General features: G+C 42.7%; 19 protein-coding genes and 1 pseudogene. 15 read left to right on the top strand and 5 right to left on the bottom strand.

What is annotated here, in order from left to right; all coding sequences use genetic code 11:
* Positions 1-104: 104 nt before the first annotated feature.
* Both ACQY3F_RS18175 and ACQY3F_RS18170 read left to right on the top strand, forming a co-directional pair.
* Positions 105-2189, top strand: a complete 2085-nt coding sequence (locus tag ACQY3F_RS18175) for a hypothetical protein (protein WP_428356405.1) — start codon at positions 105-107, stop codon at positions 2187-2189.
* An 11-nt stretch (positions 2190-2200) separates the two neighbouring features.
* Positions 2201-2905 (top strand): hypothetical protein, encoded by a 705-nt coding sequence (locus tag ACQY3F_RS18170; protein WP_428356403.1) that lies wholly within the window; start codon positions 2201-2203, stop codon positions 2903-2905.
* A 408-nt stretch (positions 2906-3313) separates the two neighbouring features.
* Here the strand turns inward: ACQY3F_RS18170 and ACQY3F_RS18165 are convergent, their stop codons facing one another.
* Both ACQY3F_RS18165 and parE read right to left on the bottom strand, forming a co-directional pair.
* Positions 3314-3592 carry a PqqD family protein gene (locus ACQY3F_RS18165; protein WP_428356402.1) on the bottom strand — a complete coding sequence of 93 codons (279 nt, stop codon included), beginning with the start codon at positions 3590-3592 and terminating at the stop codon, positions 3314-3316.
* 502 nt (positions 3593-4094) lie between these two features.
* Complete coding sequence (gene parE / locus ACQY3F_RS18160) at positions 4095-5984, bottom strand: DNA topoisomerase IV subunit B (protein ID WP_428356400.1); 1890 nt, start codon at positions 5982-5984, stop codon at positions 4095-4097.
* Positions 5985-6063: 79 nt separating this feature from the next.
* Here parE and ACQY3F_RS18155 point away from each other — a divergent pair, with 79 nt between their 5' ends.
* The 4 genes from ACQY3F_RS18155 to ACQY3F_RS18140 all read left to right on the top strand — a co-directional run bounded on the left by ACQY3F_RS18155 (position 6064) and on the right by ACQY3F_RS18140 (position 8175).
* On the top strand, positions 6064-6297 hold the full coding sequence (locus tag ACQY3F_RS18155) for an exodeoxyribonuclease VII small subunit (protein ID WP_428356398.1): 234 nt from the start codon (positions 6064-6066) through the stop codon (positions 6295-6297).
* Positions 6290-7186: a (2E,6E)-farnesyl diphosphate synthase gene (gene ispA, locus ACQY3F_RS18150; RefSeq protein WP_428356397.1), complete on the top strand. Its 897-nt coding sequence runs from the start codon at positions 6290-6292 to the stop codon at positions 7184-7186. The genes ACQY3F_RS18155 and ispA overlap by 8 nt, the downstream gene beginning before the upstream one ends.
* 396 nt (positions 7187-7582) lie before the next feature.
* The gene (locus ACQY3F_RS18145) at positions 7583-7807 is read left to right on the top strand and encodes a hypothetical protein (protein WP_428356396.1); all 225 of its coding nucleotides are present in this window, start codon (positions 7583-7585) and stop codon (positions 7805-7807) included.
* The gene (locus ACQY3F_RS18140; RefSeq protein WP_428356395.1) at positions 7804-8175 is read left to right on the top strand and encodes a type II toxin-antitoxin system VapC family toxin; all 372 of its coding nucleotides are present in this window, start codon (positions 7804-7806) and stop codon (positions 8173-8175) included. Before ACQY3F_RS18145 ends, ACQY3F_RS18140 begins: the two co-directional genes overlap by 4 nt.
* A gap of 26 nt (positions 8176-8201) precedes the next feature.
* On the opposite strand, the pseudogene ACQY3F_RS18135 reads toward ACQY3F_RS18140, so the two are convergent.
* A pseudogene (locus ACQY3F_RS18135) lies at positions 8202-8656 on the bottom strand (glucose-6-phosphate dehydrogenase); the annotation flags it as partial.
* Entirely contained in the window at positions 8613-8795 is a 183-nt protein-coding gene (locus ACQY3F_RS18130) for a hypothetical protein (RefSeq protein WP_428356393.1), read from the bottom strand. The gene ACQY3F_RS18130 and the pseudogene ACQY3F_RS18135, both read right to left, overlap by 44 nt.
* 141 nt (positions 8796-8936) lie before the next feature.
* On the opposite strand from ACQY3F_RS18130, the gene ACQY3F_RS18125 reads away from it, so the two are divergent.
* Complete coding sequence (locus ACQY3F_RS18125) at positions 8937-9152, top strand: DUF1289 domain-containing protein (RefSeq protein ID WP_428356392.1); 216 nt, start codon at positions 8937-8939, stop codon at positions 9150-9152.
* A gap of 128 nt (positions 9153-9280) precedes the next feature.
* On the top strand, positions 9281-9913 hold the full coding sequence (gene dhaL / locus ACQY3F_RS18120) for a dihydroxyacetone kinase subunit DhaL (RefSeq protein ID WP_428356391.1): 633 nt from the start codon (positions 9281-9283) through the stop codon (positions 9911-9913).
* Positions 9914-10225: 312 nt separating this feature from the next.
* Here the strand turns inward: dhaL and dhaK are convergent, their stop codons facing one another.
* Positions 10226-11215, bottom strand: a complete 990-nt coding sequence (dhaK, locus tag ACQY3F_RS18115; protein WP_428356390.1) for a dihydroxyacetone kinase subunit DhaK — start codon at positions 11213-11215, stop codon at positions 10226-10228.
* Positions 11216-11762: 547 nt separating this feature from the next.
* Between dhaK and ACQY3F_RS18110 the strand changes: the two genes are divergently transcribed.
* From ACQY3F_RS18110 to xerC, 7 genes are all read left to right on the top strand, one after another.
* Positions 11763-12296, top strand: a complete 534-nt coding sequence (locus ACQY3F_RS18110) for a TRAP transporter small permease subunit (RefSeq protein WP_428356389.1) — start codon at positions 11763-11765, stop codon at positions 12294-12296.
* A complete protein-coding gene (locus tag ACQY3F_RS18105) occupies positions 12289-13665 on the top strand; it encodes a TRAP transporter large permease (RefSeq protein WP_428356387.1) in 1377 nt (458 codons plus the stop codon). The genes ACQY3F_RS18110 and ACQY3F_RS18105 overlap by 8 nt, the downstream gene beginning before the upstream one ends.
* Positions 13666-13683: 18 nt before the next feature.
* On the top strand, positions 13684-13833 hold the full coding sequence (gene lptM / locus ACQY3F_RS18100; RefSeq protein WP_428356386.1) for an LPS translocon maturation chaperone LptM: 150 nt from the start codon (positions 13684-13686) through the stop codon (positions 13831-13833).
* Positions 13833-15077 carry a diaminopimelate decarboxylase gene (gene lysA, locus ACQY3F_RS18095; RefSeq protein ID WP_428356384.1) on the top strand — a complete coding sequence of 415 codons (1245 nt, stop codon included), beginning with the start codon at positions 13833-13835 and terminating at the stop codon, positions 15075-15077. The genes lptM and lysA overlap by 1 nt, the downstream gene beginning before the upstream one ends.
* Before the next feature lie 104 nt (positions 15078-15181).
* On the top strand, positions 15182-16012 hold the full coding sequence (gene dapF, locus ACQY3F_RS18090) for a diaminopimelate epimerase (protein WP_428356383.1): 831 nt from the start codon (positions 15182-15184) through the stop codon (positions 16010-16012).
* Entirely contained in the window at positions 16009-16683 is a 675-nt protein-coding gene (locus tag ACQY3F_RS18085; RefSeq protein ID WP_428356381.1) for a DUF484 family protein, read from the top strand. Before dapF ends, ACQY3F_RS18085 begins: the two co-directional genes overlap by 4 nt.
* A gap of 2 nt (positions 16684-16685) precedes the next feature.
* A complete protein-coding gene (gene xerC / locus ACQY3F_RS18080) occupies positions 16686-17588 on the top strand; it encodes a tyrosine recombinase XerC (protein WP_428356379.1) in 903 nt (300 codons plus the stop codon).
* The last annotated feature ends 6 nt before the right edge of the window (positions 17589-17594 follow it).

Below are 17594 nucleotides of genomic sequence, written 5' to 3'. Positions count from 1 at the left end.
TCAGAATTCATTATTATAAATTATTGAGACACAAGCTTACTTCGTTTGGATGATTATTTCTTTCCATCTCCCTCAGTGTTTTAGCACTAGCGGGAGCCGGGTCTGTGAAGGCTATACCAGTTATTGCTGAGCAAATATTAAGTGATAATGGTTTGAGCGGAGGTCCAGGCCTTGATGGGATCGGTGGTTTTTCGGTTGCTATTTTGGGAGAGTGGGCCTTTGTAGGTAGCCCGGCAGATGAAACTGAAAATGGACAGGCATTTTGTAAGGTTTATGTCTATAGATATGATTATTTGACTAACCTATGGGGTGATGGTGGTGGTGGTGGTGGTGGTGGTGGTGGTGGTGGTGGTGGTGGTGGTGGTGGTGGTGGTGGTGGTGGTGGTGGTGGTGGTGGTGGAGCTATTGTAGCTGGAGCTCCGTATTCAGTATTAGGACCTGGCGGGTCCTGCAGTACAGCTGGGTCGGCTGCTTTTGGTTTTTCGGTTTCTACATCAACAAATCTATTGGCTATTGGTGCGCCATTGGCTAAATTTGGGGGAAGTTCTCAACCCGGAAAAATATTTTTCTTTAGATATATTCCTGGTTTTGATATTTGGGCGTTGTTCGGCGATGTTGGTCAACCTTTATTGTCTCCTGGCGTCCCAGATCTTGCAGCAGATGGGTCCGCTTTTGGAACAAAGGTTTCGATACGACTTAATGCAGCGGGTACTGAAGGAATTCTGATCGCCGGTGCACCTTTATATGATGGCGCTGGGGGGACATTAATAGACTCAGGTAAGGTCTATGTTTATCAGTGGCTATCATCTGGTATCATTAATTTTATCGGGGGGATAGAAGGGACTGTCGCCGGAGAAAAATTTGGATCCTCTGTGACATCAAATGGTGTTAACTTTCTGGTGGGTGCGCCGGAGTTTAGCGATGTAAGTATGAATAATGGTGCTGCATATTTGTACAATTTAGATGTATCGCAACCTTCTCCATTTACTTTCATACAAAGAGTCGACGGTAATACTGACGGTGGCATAACTGCTAATCGGATGCTAGGCGTGGAAGTCTCCTTAACTGCTGATGGGGTGGGTAGTACAATGCTGGTCTCAGGTGGGCCAACTAAGGGCGCTATGCAGCTTAAGTATGGTACCCCCTTCTACGTGCTTGGTGATAGTATTCTTGGAACCAACGGCGGTGACACCTCTCAGAGTGGAAACATAGCAGGTTTAGGTTTTAAAGGCACATCAGTTGAGCTCTTTTATAATAGACAAGATTTAGGTGGCGGTGCCTCTCCTGATTGGGCTTTCGATCGTACAGGACTTGATGCTGCAAATAATGCTGATTATGGTAGAGATATCAGTATTGATGGTAACGGTGGTATTCGTGTTATGGCTAATGGTAATCTCCCCCTGGGGGCAGCTGCTAATTCTAACAATAGTCGGGCCTATGCCTATTACACTCCTTGTGGCACAGGCGGTGAGTTAATCGCTGATCAGTGGGCCATGATTGGTATAAACTGCCTTACCAATGCAACGATTAATGAGATCTTTGCTGATGATCTAGGTACTTATGGTGATAACGCAAATTGGGTAATGTATAAGCAGACTACACAATTTGGCGGGCATCAGCCTGAATATGTTGAGATGGTTTCTAGCGAAGGTATGGTGCAGGGGGTGGGGTACTGGATTATAACCGATGGTTTGGGTCCAAATGGTACAAAATGGCAGCTCGATGCGGCTATGGGTATTACTGCAACCGGAACACCAAAAATAGCGGTTCCAGATGCAGGTGTATCACCACGAGAACTAGCGGCTAGTAGCTTTTCATCCAATCTAGCAACAATTTTGAGTGGTGGTACCAGCTCAAATAGTAATGATGATTTTAGAACAATGCTGTCAAGCCCATTTTTAGGTGAAATGGACTGGAGTTTAGCCTACATGGATCTTGGAGCTGGATTAGGAGCTCTTCCTCTTAGCAATTCGAGCTTGGCCTTTTATGACGATGGCAGTGGCCCTGACCTTAATGCATATGTCTATACTGGTGTCGGCGAAATCTATGAAGCTATTCCTTATGCTACGCCAGGTTTTGAAACGACTATTAAGTCTGGACAAGCATATTTTGTTCGATTTAGTGGTGGTCTAGTGACTCTGATTGACAATGGCGATAGTGTAACCCTGATTCCAGCAGATTTAAAATAAGGAGAATATAAATGAAAAAAGTACAGCAAAAATTACTCTTCTCTTTGGCTACGGCAGTTGCTTTGAGTTCTTTAAGTGGACTGGCCGTTAGTAAAGGCAAGTCTGAAGCTCAAAACAAGCCTGAGTGGTTTGTTAGAATAGCATTGGAAGTTAATGATCAGAAGGCTATTAATAAAGTAGTATTAGGTCAATTAAAGGAATGTAAAAAGTTGTGTCCTCAGCATAGGGTTAAACCTTTTAGCCCTATGGTTAAGAGTGGTAGTGAAAAGGGTATATTATTTATTAATGGCTATGGCGAGACCTTTGCTGATTATCATGGTATAAAAGGTAATGATAGCTGGGGAATAACAGTTTTAGGTGCCCCCGGTAGTGAAGTTAAACTGGAATGGGATGCCTCTGCGCTAGAATCTAGTCGGGAGAAAAGTAGAATTACTTATGTTGAAACTCCTTTTGACTCTAAAATGTGGAAACGCATACGCATAATTGACCTGGAGACTCTGGACGTTTACGAAATGCCAGAGGATGGTAGCCTTACTGTTAAGTTTGGAAGTCAAGAATCTAGTCGTAACTTTCGCGTGGTTTTAGGTCCTATCAAGGCGGATTATTTTGATCCGGCCAGTGGTGCAATAAAGCATATTAAGGAGAACCAACCTGAGGTCTTGCGTCAGCGTCGCGGGGTAAAGAAAGGCGGTAAGTTTGGTCTGCCTCCTGGTTAGTATTTAGTTTTATTAACGCTATAAAAAGGCAGCCCACGGGCTGCCTTTTTTGTTTCCCGGTTTCATAAGACAGGGGAGTAGGCTTTAGCCTACACAAATTCAAGTAATTCATTCATACAACTCATGCACCGTGTAGACTAAAGTCTACTCCCCTATATTTTCCATTCGTAGGTTAAAACCTTTGCCTTTCAGGCGAACAGCTTTATCTCAAATATGACATAAACGTTAGATATACCCGCTATAAGTGATAAGAATAGCCTACAGCCCACTGTCAATAAGTTAAATAATTTTCTATAGGATGTGCTGAGGAACGAAGCGCATCAACTGTAAACTTTTAGCCTACATAAATTTATGCTCCGTGTAGACTAAAGTCTACTCCCCTTTTCATTGCTTATTAAGGAAAACAGCTTACTCTAGGCTGACCAGGTCTTTATCTAATAGCTTGGACAGCAGGTCGTTTAAATCCAGTTCTAGTTGCTGTTCCTCAACATCATATTCCTGTCGCATTATATCGAATATCTTTTGCAGTTCATTATGCGCTTGTAATAATTGCCAGAAGCGTGTGCCGACTGCATCCAGGCCAAAATAATCTTCACTTTGCATATCAAGCAGAACGGTTTCGTTATTAACTTCCTGGGTTAGTACATCGCTGGAGATAATTATTTTGCTGTTTAGTGGGATAGGCATGGTTATTTTATTATAGGATGTGAAACTATTTATTTTAGTGAAACTACACAGTGAATTTCGACATTATAAGCTATTGATTTATTGTAGGATGGGCAAAGTTTGCGTGCCCATCTTTCTCATGACAGGGGAAAGTGCTGGGCACACTGTGTTTTGCCCACCCTACAAGTAATTTATATTATTGATTATTAAATGAAATTTACGCTGAATAGGTGCGTTTTAGTTAGGTGACATAAACTAATTTGTAACTGTCGAAAGTAGTACGAACCCCGTTGATTTACTCGCATTTTTGTCAAAGGTAATTGTTTTCTGACAATTACCCATCGTTCCCACGCTTTGCGTGGAAACGCAGCCTGTGACGCTCCTGCGTCACGGGACGCAGGAGCGTCCATATATGAATTCCCACGGAGACCATGGGAACTATCTTGTTTTATCCATCATTCCAAAGTTGATGGGTTGCTAATATGGCTGAGAATTATACGTAATGAGGAAGCGGTATGGTCTTTTAGACTTCCGCCAGATTGCCTTTGCTTTCCAGCCAGGATTTTCTATCTTGAGAGCGTTTTTTGGCTAATAATAAATCCATTTTTTCATTAGTATCATCACCCTCTTCGATGGTTAGCTGCACCAGGCGGCGAGTATCTGGGTTCATGGTGGTTACGCGTAGCTGGGCGGGATTCATTTCGCCTAAGCCTTTAAAGCGCTGTACATTGATTTTGCCTTTGAGTTTGTCAGCCTTGATGCGGTCTATAACCCCCTGGCGTTCAGATTCATCCAGAGCATAAAAAATTTGCTTACCGACATCAATACGGTATAGCGGAGGCATAGCGACAAAGACATGACCTGCTTTAACCAGACTGTGGAAATGCTTAAAAAACAAAGCGCAAATCAAGGTTGCAATATGTAGACCATCGGAATCGGCATCTGCGAGGATGCATACTTTACCGTAACGCAGACCTTGTAAGTCATCTGATCCTGGTTCTATGCCTAATGCGACCGCTATATCGTGGACTTCATTAGACGCCATTACTTGAGTAGAATCCACTTCCCAGGTATTTAGAATTTTACCGCGTAATGGCATGATTGCCTGAAATTCACGTTCGCGGGCTTGTTTGGCTGAGCCGCCCGCAGAGTCTCCTTCAACTAAGAATAGTTCACTGCGATTGATATCCTGTGAAGCACAATCAGCTAGTTTTCCGGGTAATTGTGGGCCCGCAGAAATTCTTTTGCGAATTGCTTTTTTGCTGGATTTTAAGCGCTTTTGAGCGCTTAATATGATGACTTCGGCAATTTTCTCGCCAGCAGCAGGGTGTTGGTTTAGCCATAGACTAAAGCCATCCTTAGCGACGCCAGAGACAAAAGCAACACATTCACGAGAACTTAAGCGTTCTTTAGTTTGTCCAGAAAATTGCGGGTCTTCTAATTTGACTGACAAAATATAATGACATAATTCCCAGACATCTTCCGGCGTGATTTTAACGCCACGGGGTAATAGGCTACGAATCTCACAGAACTCGCGCATGGCTTCGGTCAAGCCTGCGCGTAAGCCATTGACATGCGTACCACCTTGAGAGGTAGGCACCAGATTAACATAGCTTTCAGTCACGTTTTCTGGCAAGGACTCTGTGGTCCAGACGATACCCCACTCAACCGCTTCATGGTCTGCTGACATATTACCCATAAACGGCTCGGTTGGATAAAATTCTACATTTCCTACTCTATCTAACAGGTATTCTTCCAGGCCATTTTGATAATGCCACTCCCATGATTCTTCTGTCTGCTCGATAGATAAGCTGATTTTTAAGCCTGGGCAAAGTACTGCTTTTGCTCTTAGTACGTGCTTGAGCTTGAGTACAGACACTTTACTGGAATCAAAGTATTTGGCATCAGGCATAAAATGTACCATGGTACCGGTATTGAGTTTGCCGACACTGCCAATTTCGCTAAGTTCGGTTTGCTTTTCACCACCTGCAAACTGCATCTGGTAGATTTTGCCATTCCGCTTGATTTCTACATCCAGTTGCGTTGATAGAGCATTTACAACCGACACACCGACACCGTGTAGACCGCCAGAGAACTGGTAATTCTTATTAGAAAATTTTCCGCCTGCGTGTAATTGGGTCAAAATCACTTCAACGCCAGGCATATTTTGCTCGGGGTGCATATCAACGGGCATGCCTCGGCCATCGTCTTGTACCTTAATGCTGCCGTCTTTCAATAAAACCACGCCTATGCTTGAAGCATGTCCTGCAACCGCTTCATCCACACTATTATCAACGACCTCCTGAACCAGGTGGTTAGGTCGTGTGGTATCGGTATACATGCCCGGACGTTTACGCACGGGGTCTAAGCCACTTAAAACTTCAATAGCTGCTGCGTTATAGGTATTACTCATTTTCTAGTTAATTACTCGGATGTTTTTCATATATAATAGTTCGATTAAACTATCCTATCATTAAATTATTTTTATCGACATGCCTAGAAAGAAAAGTGCCACGTTATTTGAAGATTCTCTGAAAGGTTTAGAAGAGATTGTCGAGCAATTAGAGCAAGGTGATATTTCTTTGGAAGAGTCATTAAAATCATTTGAGCAAGGTGTGAATTTAACGCGTACTTGTCAGAAAGCCTTGCAAGAGGCAGAGCAAAAAGTGCAAATTTTATTAGCAAAAAACGGTCAACAAACTTTGGAGTCATTTAACGATGAGTAACGCCCTGAAAGAATATTTAGTCTCCAGCCAGGAGCGAGTAGAAAAAGCTCTGGAACACCGTTTGCCGGCAAATACAATTCTGCCTCAAAGACTCCATGATGCCATGCGGTACAGTACTCTGGATGGTGGAAAACGTATGCGCCCCATGTTGACTTATAGTGCGGGTAAGGCTCTGGGTATTAACCCTGATGTTTTAGATGGCCCCGCCTGTGCGGTAGAGATGATTCATGTTTATTCTTTAATTCATGATGATCTACCCGCTATGGATGATGATGATTTGCGCCGTGGCAAAGCAACATCGCATGTGGCTTATGATGAGGCGACTGCAATATTGGCAGGCGATGCATTACAAGCGCTAGCCTTTCAGACTCTGGCTAGTGACAGTAGTATGAATGCCAGTGCGGAGTCACGCATACAAATGATTAATGCACTAACGAAGGCTAGTGGCTCATTAGGTATGGTAGGTGGGCAGGCGATTGATCTGGAATCAGTGGGTAAAACGCTGACGTTGCCTGAACTGGAAAATATGCATATTCACAAAACGGGTGCTTTGATTCGTGTTGCTGTACAACTTGCGACTTTATCCAAGCCTGATTTAGATCCTGCCACGGCGAGTAAGCTAGATCATTATGCTAAATGTATCGGGCTATCATTTCAGGTTAAAGACGATATTTTAGATGAGGAAAGCGATACCGCTACTTTGGGAAAAACTCAGGGTAAGGATCAGGATAATGATAAGCCTACTTATCCAGCCTTATTAGGCTTAGCGGGCGCGAAGCAAAAAGCACAGGATTTGCATGATCAGGCCGTTGAAAGTCTGACTGATTTTGGGGCTGAAGCTGATTTATTGCGTGATTTATCTTTGTATATTATTCAGAGAGATCATTAAGGCAACTCGCAATAAATAACCCACCCACCTTGCTGGTCTTTTTGTCCGTCTTCTGCGTTGTAGAAATAGTTACGTAGCTAGCTATGCGCCTATTTCTACGCCCCCGTATCGAGTACGGGGCAGGCTTTGAAGACAAACAAAAATCCTACGTAATATGGGTGGGTTATTTATTGCGCGTTACCTAAGCTAGGAGACTGTCCGAGAATAGCTGGCTCTTTAACGAAAATTAGCGGGAAATCTGGCCAAAATTAGCTTTTCCGCTGTAGGCTTTCTATTCTCGGGCAGCCTTCTAGGGCCTTTTTGCTTTATAACTGCTTGTGCGAGAAAACGTGAGCGACTGAATTTTCTAGGATTATATGTTATAGTGATGTATAAATGTGATGTATGGAGTGTAAGATGCACAGAACACAAATATATTTCGAAGAGCTATTATTTGCAGATGTTAAGAGGCAGGCCAATAATTTAGGACTCTCGCTCTCTGCTTATATTAGAAAAACGCTAGAAAAAGACTTAGAAGAGAGAAAGAAAAACCCTCAAACTCTGGATTTTTCTGATTTTTCAGGAATGTGGGAAAACAGGGAGATAAGCCAGGAATCAATTAGAAAGCAAGCCTGGAAATGATCGTCTTAGATACTAATGTATTGATTGAAGTTTTAAAAGGTAATGAGGAAACCATTAAAAGAGTACATGCTTTTAATGAAGATCTTGTTATTTCTTCTATCTCGGTAATGGAGCTTTATTATGGTGCGATTAATAAAGCAGAGACAATAAAGCTTGAAAAGTTTGTATCACTTTTTAAGGTGGAGCATTTGAATGAGAATGTCTCAAAAAAATCTACAATGCTGATTAAGACTTATGCAAAGAGTCATAACCTGGATATTCCTGATAGTCTTATTGCCGCAACAGTTTTAGTGCGAGATTGTAAGATATTTACTTATAATCTGAAGGATTTTAGCTATATAAATGGATTGGAGTTAGTTAAGTTTTAGTGTTAAAAATCATCGGAGAATACATTTTATTCTTCCCAGGTTTGACCATCTCTAGCAATCATTTCCACTGATGCATCAGGCCCCCAGCTGCCAGCAGGGTAGTCTTTAGTTGCTGCCTTGGTGGATTCCCATGCGTCCTGAATGGAATCAATCCATGACCAGGCTTGTTCAATTTCCTCACGGCTAATAAACAGGGTTGGATTGCCGCGCATGGCTTCCAGTATTAATTTCTCATAACCGCCAAAAATACGACTATTTTTAAAGGTTTCAAAAAAGCTTAAATCCAGTTTTGTTCTTTGTAGTTTAATATTTTCATCGATACCGGGTATTTTTTCAGCATTTGAATTTCAATGCCTTCATTCGGTTGCAGGTGGATGATTAATTTATTTGCAGGTAATTGCTGGAAGCTTTCTGTGAAAATATTATGTGGTAATTGTTTAAAGTTTATGACAATTTCCGAGCGCTTGTACATCATGTACTTTCATGCGTGTGTCAGGTTCAAGAAAACCTCCATTTTCCAGGCGGTATAGAGAAATAATTAATTTTCGTCGTGACAAGTCTCCAAGGCCACCATAAATAACCAGGTCGCAAGGCGTAAAGCTCTCTTTATGTGCCGTCATTTTATTATTTTTGTACGGACGTTATTGGTTTTCTAATCAAGGGTTTGCATTAATATAGCCAGGAATGGATGTATCTAACAATAAATTAGAGTATAGTATTGCAGTTGTTAAAAGTAAATATCGTACTGGGAGAGATGTGAAATGAAATTTATTCCATGTAAAGGGAGTGCTTTTTGTACAGAAACAGGGACGCATTGTGACGGTTGTGGCAGGTCTCATGTGGAGATTGCAGAAACTAAAAAACTGGTGAGTGGTCTGGTTGAGTTTGTGCAAAAACAGGATTATGATAATCCTGAAGATTTTGCCCAGTCTATCAGCGCTTCACTGGTTAAAAAATGCATGAAACTTGGAATCTAACGATATGTCAGTAGGCTTCGCAAATACAGTGCTATTTACAAAGCGAGCTGTTTTAGATAATATTTATTAGCTGAAGTCCTCGGAAATATCCATGGGGATGGCTACTTTAAACGAGAGGAAAAAAGATAATGCAAGTAACTTCAGATATGTTAACAGAGCTAATTAAGGCCGCTAGCGATACCATAGTGGAGCATGACGCAGAAGTAACCGAACTGGATAAAACTCTGGGTGATGGTGATCATGTAATTAACATTCGCCGTGGACTAGGTTTTCTAACCGAGCAAAGTGACGAAATAAGCCAGTTAGATTGGGCGGATGCCTGGAAAAAAATGGGTATGACCTGCATGAGTAAAATTGGGGGTGCATCAGGCTCTTTAATTGGTACTTTTTTCGTTGCCATGGGTAAAGATGCAGTGGGAAAAACGATTGATCCAGTTACCTTTGCAGAGTCTTTTAATGCCGCAGTAGAAGCGATGAAAGCGCGTGGAAAATCTGATGCTGGCGAGAAAACAATGTTAGATACATTAATTCCAGTGGCTAACTATTTTAATGAAAACTGTGGCAAGCTTGAATATCCAGCATTGTTAGCAGGGCTTAAAGAAGTTGCAATTAAAGGCATGGAGTCTACCAAACCTATGCATTCAGTACGCGGCCGTTCTTCATTCCTGGGTGAGCGTAGTGTTGGGCATATCGATGCTGGCGCAAGAAGTTCTCAGTTAATGATCTGTGCAATTGCAGATGCTATAGAAGCAAAATTATAAGTGTGTATTCTGAATAGGATGTGCTGAGGCACGAAGCGCATCATTCATGTATTGATGCGCTTCCTATGGTCAGCATAGGCTATTCGGGATGCAAATAAAAAAGGTGGGCATTGCCCACCTTTTTTTTGCTTTCTGGATAGGATATTCTGAAGCACGAAGCGCGCATCATTCGAAGGTTGATGCGCTTCCTATCGTCAGCACATCCTGTATACTTTACGCGGCCAGCCACGGTTGCGGATTTTATAACAAGTCGATTTTTGTTGCTAGAAAACCGCAATCGTGGCCGCGTGAAGTATATGTGTGTTCAGGCTCTTAACAACCCCAACGTAAGTTAGCCGTATGCACAGGCGCATCCCATAATCCGATGAGTTCATCATCTAATAAAGTCACCGTGATAGAAATTCCTGCCATATCCAAAGCTGTCGTGTAATCACCGACTAAAGAGCGCTCAATAATAACACCACGCTCTTCCCAGTACTGACACGCTTCATCAAAGACTAGGTATTGTTCCATCGGAGGAGTTGCACCTAGGCCATTCACATGTAGGAGAATTCTTTGACCTTTTTGTGGCTTTAAGTCATCTTCAATTTTTTTACAAATAATCGCAGTAATTTCTTTGGCTGTGCCCAATTTCATGGTTTCTATGCCACGTTCACCGTGAATGCCAACACCCATTTCCATTTCATCTTCTGCTAATGAAAAAGTAGGTTCGCCTAAAGCAGGAATAGTACAACTTGTTAAAGCCACACCCATTGATGCTGTACTCTCGGCAACACGGTCGCCGATTGCTTTGCATGTTGCCAGGTCAGCGCCATTTTCGGCGGCCGCACCGATCATTTTTTCAACGATTAGTGTGCCAGCAACACCACGACGACCAATAGGGTGGTCTTTCGGTAGTGAAACATCATCAGCAACAATAACTGAGGCAGATTCACAATCAGACATTTCTGCACCAATTTCAAAATTCATCACATCGCCAGCGTAGTTTTTGACGATAAATATAACACCAGCCCCGCTGTTGACTTCTTCGGCAGCCATCATCATTTGATCAGGCGTAGGCGAAGTGAATGTTTGTCCCGGGCATGCCGCATCTAACATACCTTTACCAACAAAGCCTGCATGTAGTGGCTCGTGTCCTGCGCCGCCACCTGAAATAAGGGCGACTTTATTGGCGGGTGTAGGTGCTGTGCGAGTGATAAAACAAGGATCAGGATTAAGTTTAAGAATATCACTGTGTGCTTTGGCAACCCCTTTTATACTTTCATTAAACAGGCTTTCGATGGTGTTATAAAATTTTTTCATTATTGGTTTCCTGAAATTATTGTTGATTTCCTGAGATAATTCTTGGTATTCGGGTGTGATTATACTGCACTGATAGAAAATGTGCTTGTAAAAAGCATGCCCGAAAAGCGCCGGTTTGAACGAGTCAAAGCAGGTTTTTTATGTGCTCAAAATTCGTTCGACAATAGAAAATTCAGGTAGGGGAGTAGGCTTTAGCCTACATGAGGCAGAACTATGTAGGCTAGAGCCTACTCCCCGGTTTTTGGGTTCATTAAAATCTAACACACAGATAGGCATCAATTCTGGTGCTTAGGCACCTGGAAACACACATCATCCATCCTTGCTGGTCTTTTTGTCCGTCATCAGCACTGTAACAATAAGTTACGTAGCCAGCTATGCGCCTATTGCTACCGCACCGATGACAAACAAAAATCCTGCCCAAATATTGGACGATTATTGATTTCCAGGTGCCTTAGGTATTTAGAGTTGTGGACTGAAGAAGCTCACTACACATGGTAATGCAGTATAATAGCGGGCTACAAATTATTACTAATTTCTAAATCAGGTTATGCCCTTACTTTTATCCTATTTTCAGCGCAGCGCACAAGCCATTGACTCATTTAATGAACAGGTTGGCCGTTGTGTCTCCTGGTTGAGCCTGGCTTTGGTTTTGGTTACATTTTGTATCGTGGTGCTGCGCTACCTGTTTGATCTTAGCTGGGTGATGATGCAGGAATCTATCATTTATCTACATAGTCTGGTGTTTATGCTGGGCGCTGCCTATACCCTAAAACATGAGGGGCATGTACGAGTAGATATCATTTATCAACGGTGCACTGCAACAGTCAAAGCCTGGATTGATTTACTGGGCACGCTGTTGTTGTTGTTGCCTGTTGCCGGGTTTATGCTCTGGAGCAGCTGGGGATATGTTAGCGACTCCTGGGATATTATGGAAAGTTCGCGAAATTCGGGGGGCTTACCTTTTGTCTATTTATTAAAAACCAGCCTGTTATTAATGCCTGGCTTACTCATTTTACAAGGTCTATCTTTATTAATGACCAAGATTGTTTTCCTATTTGAGATAGATGTGAAGCATGGATAGTTATATGGCTTTATGGATGTTTCTGGCTGTTTTTATCATTTTATTATCTGGCTATCCAGTGGCTTTTGTACTGAGTGGAACTGCGTTACTGTTTGCCCTGCTAGGCTTGCAGCTGGACACTTTTGATGCTGACTTTTTAATGGCTTTGCCAAACCGTTTATATGGCATCATGGGAAATGAGGTGTTGATAGCGGTGCCCTTATTTGTGTTCATGGGCGTTATGCTGGAACGGGCTAAAATAGCCGAGGCTTTGCTGGAGGCGATGTCTGAATTATTTGGCTCGTTACGGGGCGGCCTGGGTGTGGCAGTGACCATTGTGGGTATGTTAATGGCGGCGAGTACAGGGATTGTCGGCGCGACTGTGGTCACCATGGGGCTGCTTTCTTTGCCGACCATGCTTAAGCGAGGCTATGATCCTGCGATATCCTGTGGCATTATTTGTGCCTCTGGCACGTTGGGGCAGATTATTCCGCCGTCAATTGTCCTAGTGTTATTGGGTGATGTGATATCAACAGCTTATCAACAAGCACAGCTAGAAATGGGTATTTTTGCACCTGAAGCCATCTCTGTCGGTGATTTATTTGCAGGCGCTGTGATCCCGGGATTATTACTGGTTGCCCTGTATTTACTCTATATTGTCCTGATGGCGTGGATAACTCCCGATCGCTTACCGAGACCAGAAAGAGTGGAAAATCAGCAGCCGGGTTTTTATTTACGTATTCTGAAAAGTCTGTTGCCGCCGTTAATGTTAATTCTGGCTGTACTGGGTTCGATTATCGGGGGGCTGGCCACGCCGACGGAGGCTGCATCTGTGGGGGCGGTAGGCGCAATGATTCTAGCCATTATGAGTGGCAAATTAAATAAGCAGATATTACAGGGGGTGATGCGCAATACCACGCAAATTACCAGTATGGTGTTTATGATCCTAATCGGTGCCGCATTATTTTCCCTCGTGTTTAGAGGATTTGGAGGTGATGAACTGATTATTGAGCTGCTGTCTGATTTGCCGGGCGGTAAGTTTGGCGCCATGTTTACTGTGATGCTGGTCATGTTTTTACTAGGCTTTGTCCTCGACTTTATTGAAATAACTTTTGTTATTGTGCCCATTGTTGGGCCGATCTTGTTAACCATGGGGATTGATCCAGTCTGGTTAGGTATTATGATAGGGTTAAATTTACAAACTTCCTTTTTAACACCTCCCTTTGGTTTTGCATTATTTTATTTACGTGGTGTTGCGCCTGAGGAAGTGACGACAGGGCAAATTTATAAAGGTGTGATGCCTTTTATTGCCATACAATTACTGCTACTGGGAATTTTAGCTTTCTTTCCTGAACTAGCAACCTGGCTACCTGGTGTTATTTATGCCTAATATTTTATACTTGATTCTATGACTAGTCCGCGACTCCTTATTGTTATTTTATTTAGCGTTGTATTAAACGCATGTGGCCAGCAGGGGCCTTTATTTATGCCTATAGAAAACGAATCCATTGATGAGCAAACGATTGATAACAGCAAGCAAGAAGCAGGGGTAAATTAATGGATTATTTTAATTACCGTGAACAGAGACTTTTTGCAGAAGATGTTGCTATAGAGGATGTTGTTACAAAATACGGTTCACCTTGTTATATTTATTCCAAAGCAACTCTGGAGCGTCATTGGCATGCATTTGATTCAGCTTTTGGCGAGCAGGCACATTTGATTTGTTATGCGGTTAAAGCAAATTCTAATATTGCTATCCTAAATACTTTAGCGCGATTAGGCTCGGGTTTTGATATTGTCTCCCTGGGTGAATTAGAGCGCGTACTAGTCGCAAAAGGTGACCCGAAAAAAGTGGTTTTTTCAGGCGTGGGCAAGCGCGAAGATGAGATCAGAGCCGCGTTGAAAGTGGGTATTCGCTGCTTTAATATTGAAGTTAAAGGCGAGCTGGATAGAATTAACCAGATAGCCGGCGAGTTAGGCGTGATTGCACCGGTATCTTTTCGAGTAAATCCGGACGTGGATGCGAAAACGCATCCCTATATCTCCACAGGATTGAAAGAAAATAAATTTGGTATCAATATAGCAGGCGCGCTTGATGAATACCGCCGGGCTGCCGCCATGCAACATATTAAAATTGTCGGTATTGATTGTCATATAGGCTCGCAATTAACTGAAACGCGTCCATTTCTGGATGCTCTGGAGCGCGTTCTGAAAATAGTGACAGCTTTAAAGTCGGAAGGAATTGTCTTGCATCATTTAGATCTGGGCGGGGGTTTAGGTATTTGTTATAACGATGAAACACCGCCGGAACCTGCTGAATATGTTGGCGCTCTTTTACAGGAGTTAGGCCAAAATGAACTGGAGATTTTACTCGAGCCTGGGCGTGCAATTGCAGGAAATGCGGGTATTCTAGTGACAAAAGTCGAGTATTTAAAACCCACTGAATATAAGAATTTTGCCATAGTCGATGCCGCAATGAATGACCTAGTGCGCCCCTCTTTATATAGTTCCTGGCAGGCAATTATTCCTGTGCAATTGGGCAGCAGAGCAGAAGAAAAACAATGGGACATCGTTGGGCCGGTATGTGAAACGGGAGATTTTTTAGGTAAAGATCGTATTCTAGCTCTAAGGCAGAGTGATTTGTTAGCCATTCGCTCTTCGGGGGCTTATGGCTTTACTATGAGCTCGAATTATAATTCACGTCCCAGAGCGGCAGAGGTTATGGTTGATGGGGCAAGCATGCACTTAATCAGAGAGCGTGAAAGCATTGCGCAGTTATGGGCTGGCGAGCATTTATTGTAGAGCGGACTTTGTAGGGCGCGGCTTCAGCCCGCCTGGCCCAAAACGCTGAATACTGAGGGGCTAAAGCAGCGCCCTACATTGCTTAAGATTTATGGACGTCGTTAATGTTAATTGAGTTTACAAAAATGCATGGCTTGGGCAATGACTTTGTGGTCATTGATGCAATTCGGCAGCAGATTGATTTAACCGCAGAGAAGATCCGCTTTATAGCAGATCGACATTTTGGTGTGGGTTGTGATCAATTGTTAATGGTTGAGTATGCATTGCATTCAGATGCAGATTTCCGCTATCGGATATTTAATGCCGATGGCAGTGAGGTTGCCCAATGTGGCAATGGCGCACGTTGTTTTGCAAGGTTTATCAGAGATAAAAAATTATCTTACAAAGATAATATCTTAGTCGATACCCATGCAGGGCAGTTGTTATTAACCTTTGATGACGATGGTTTAATAACCGTTAATATGGGTGTGCCACGACATAAACCAGCGCTTATACCGCTTAACACTGAGCAAGAAGAAAAGTTTTATACAGTAAAGGTAGGCGATGTAGAAAAAGCTTTTGGGGCGGTGTCTATGGGTAATCCACATGCTGTATTGCAGGTGATGGATGTTAAACTTGCTGAGGTGGAAGAGGTAGGTGCAGCTTTGGAAAATCATGTGTGTTTTCCAGAAAGAGCAAATATCGGATTTATGCAGCTTATAGACCGCAATAAAATTAAATTACGTGTGTATGAACGAGGCGCAGGGGAAACGTTAGCTTGCGGGAGTGGAGCCTGTGCCGCTGTGGTTATTGGCATAGAACAAGGCGTGTTAGCAAATGATGTGCTGGTTGAATTGCCGGGTGGGCCGCTTAAAATTCATTGGCAAGGGCGTAATCATCCTGTTTTTATGACTGGGCCAGCAGTCAGTGTTTTTGAAGGAAGTATAGAGTTATGAGTGAATTGAATAATGTGGAAGTGGCGGACTATTTAAAGCAACATCCGGAATTTTTTCATGAGCATTTAGATTTATTAGAGCATATTAGTATTCCGCACCCTAGCGGTGATGCGGTGTCATTGATTTCCAAGCAATTAGAGTTATTTCGCAACCGGCATCACGAAATGGAAACCCAGTTAAATGGGTTGATTGAAATTGCCAGAGACAACGACAATTCCGCGAATAAAATGCATGAGCTAACGCTGGCAGTGCTGGAAGCAGATACGCTGGATATTGCGATTGAGAATTTAAGTGTGGTTTTGGCAGAATGCTTTTTAACTGATTTTTTCGCCGTAAAGATTATTAGTGCAGATAAGCATAAGACTGCACTGGCTGGTTTATTCGTCGACCCGGAAAGTGAAGAGTTGACGCATTTTATGGATGAATTAAATAGCAATAAGGCTAATGTCGGTCATCCGACTTTAGCACAAGCCAGGTTTCTGTTTGGAGAAAATGCATTGGAAGTCAAATCGTGTGTGATTATTCCTATGGCTTATACTGAAATTGAAGGACTGGTTGCCATAGGTAGTTGCGAAGAAGATCGTTTTCATTACAGTATGGGGCATTTATTTTTAACCCAGATGAGTGAAATCATTGGCACACGCTTTGCGGCCTTGTTGAAGAATAGCTAAAGATGCAAGCGCTAGCCAGGCAGCAATTACTGGATTATTTACAGCAGTTAAAAGTTGAAAGGCGTGTTTCTGCGCATACCCTGACGAATTATCAAAGGGATTTAAAACATTTAGCCTTGTTTTGTGATGATCGACAGTGTGAAGACTGGAGTACATTGAGTTCGGCAGATATTCTTAAGCATATAGCCGAAAGGCATCGTGCAGGTTTAAGTAGTAAAAGCCTGCAGCGAGAGCTTTCGGCAATAAGAGGTTTGTTTTTATTTTTGATGAAAACCGGGCAGGTAGATAATAACCCGGCACAACATGTCAAAGCCCCTAAACAGGCCAGAAAACTTCCTAAAACATTAGATGTCGATCAGGTTTGTGCGCTACTGGATGCTGGCGCAAATTCAGTTTTAGAGGTACGCGATGTGGCCATGTTTGAATTATTCTATTCCTCTGGTCTGCGTTTAAGTGAACTGAGTTCATTAGACCTGGCGGATGTTGATATGCATGATCGGCAACTTATGGTGCTGAGTGGTAAAGGGGGGAAATCACGCTTGTTGCCTGTTGGAAAGAAAGCCGTACAGGCATTACAAAAATGGCTGAAAGTACGCCCGTCTGTGGATGATAATGAGCGTGCTTTGTTTACCAGTGCTAAAGGTAAACGTTTAGGTAATCGCAGTATTCAGTTACGTTTAAAACAATGGTGTATTAAGAAAGGCATTCCCGAATCAGTACACCCGCATATGCTACGCCATTCTTTTGCCACACACCTGCTGGAAAGTAGTCGGGACTTAAGAGCTGTACAAGAGCTATTGGGGCATGAAAATATTAGTACTACGCAAATTTATACTCATTTAGATTTTCAACATTTAGCGGAAGTTTATGACCAGGCTCATCCACGAGCAAAGAAGACCAAATAGTTAATT

It is taken from the genome of Methyloprofundus sp. (assembly GCF_965251085.1).
Classification (GTDB): Bacteria; Pseudomonadota; Gammaproteobacteria; order Methylococcales; family Methylomonadaceae; genus Methyloprofundus.
Note: the sequence above shows the minus strand (reverse complement) of the source record. Positions and strands in the feature narration are given on the sequence as shown.